The sequence below is a fragment of the Vibrio sp. 10N.222.52.C12 genome, from assembly GCF_041474215.1.
GTDB lineage: Bacteria > Pseudomonadota > Gammaproteobacteria > Enterobacterales > Vibrionaceae > Vibrio > Vibrio crassostreae_C.
The window spans coordinates 1-1,485 of record NZ_JBFRTR010000068.1; the positions used below are offsets into that span (position 1 = coordinate 1).

2 protein-coding genes are annotated in these 1,485 nt (G+C 34.0%); one reads left to right on the top strand and one right to left on the bottom strand.

The features are described from left to right. A partial coding sequence (locus AB4623_RS13110; RefSeq protein ID WP_372146600.1) for a prepilin peptidase occupies window positions 1–480 on the top strand: 480 nt, incomplete at its 5' end. Here AB4623_RS13110 and AB4623_RS13115 read toward each other — a convergent pair. Beyond that, complete coding sequence (locus tag AB4623_RS13115) at window positions 481–1,365, bottom strand: LysR family transcriptional regulator (protein ID WP_372146602.1); 885 nt, start codon at window positions 1,363–1,365, stop codon at window positions 481–483. It abuts the gene before it with no gap. Window positions 1,366–1,485: the final 120 nt, after the last annotated feature.

The following is a 1,485-nucleotide window of genomic DNA, read 5'->3' on the forward strand; positions in this document are numbered from 1 at the left end:
GAACACCTATACTCTGTATTTATGAATATAGATTTATTAGCTTACTCAACCTTAATTTTTGTAAACTTCCTAATAATAATTTACGTCTGTTTTTCTGATGGAAAAAATAGAAAAATACCAAATAACCTCAATAAAATAGCTTTAGCATTTAGTATTCTCGTCGCGTTACATAACGGTCACTTGATGTCATCGTTACCCATAGCGGTTCTCTGCTTCGTGGTGTTTTTTATACTTTGGTATCTAAGAGTGATAGGCGCTGGAGATGTGAAGTTACTTTGCTCCTTGATCATTGGTATAGAACCCGAATTGGTTACAGCAACATTGATTCTTATAGGTTTTCTAGGTGGGATTTTAGTTTCAATAATGTACCTAATAGGAAAAGTAGCCGGTTTTGATAGCTATAAAAAAGGCATCCCTTACGGAATACCTATTGCTTTAAGCTGCTTTATTTTTAGCACAGTATCAATACTATCGAACTAATCACATAATACTATGCTCTAATACAGGCGTAGAAATATCACTAATTTGAAACAACTGTTGAATTTTATCTTTCATTCCTAACTCCTCTAGCTCTTGCGAAATCTCATCACTACACCAGACATACATATTCACTTTTTGACGTAATGGTATAACCTTGCAATTAGTATTGCACACTGACCACTCGGGGAAAATTAGAATAGTTCCGTTCGTTTCCAGTTCATTTTTTAGAAATTGGCACGAGCTCGTTTTAACCCAACTCGTTACATGAGTTGAATCAATTTTATAATCATTAAGTATCTCTTGTACATAAGACTTGGGAAGAGAACTACAGAAAACGACTCTTTGTGGATAACACTCGTGTGGATCAAGTGTATTAGAATGCGCGATAACATAATTCACAGTTTTTAATTGATAAGATTTTCCATTCTCTTGTGAAATCCTATCCATTGTGAATATTAGGTCGTAGCGAGACGAGTCTAATAAAGAAGACTTAGTAAAACTGTTTATGGACAAGTCTATATTGTTCAACATCCGAAATTCATTGATTACACGTTCAACCATATCGAAGCAAAAAGATTCCGCAATCGCTATATTGAATTGATCTCTTAACTCTACCTTTTCTAAATCCTCAAACAACCTTTCGTACATAGACATTGTTTGGTCTGCGTAATCGAGTAATACTTTTCCATGTTTAGTGAGTAAAAATCCTTCTTTTCTATCAAAAATACTCGCCCCGATTGTACTTTCGATTTTTTTAATATGCTGAGATACCGCTGGCTGTGTCATAAATAAAGACTCAGCGGCCGCAGTAAAACTTTTGTGCTTAGCAACGTGTGAAAATGTTCTTAAATATTTGACGTCGATAGACCTGTTGACGTTTTTCATGGTGCAAACTACCCCGATGTTGCGTTCTTTTATTAATTATTCTTATTAAAAATCAGCGTAAAAGTAACAATAGTGTCATTCAGATACAAAAAAACATTATTTATATAGTCATAAATAATG

Coding starts and splice junctions, on each gene's coding strand:
- AB4623_RS13115 (WP_372146602.1), bottom strand. CDS start 1,365: ATGAAAAACGTCAACAGGTCTATCGACGTCAAATATTTAAGAACATTT.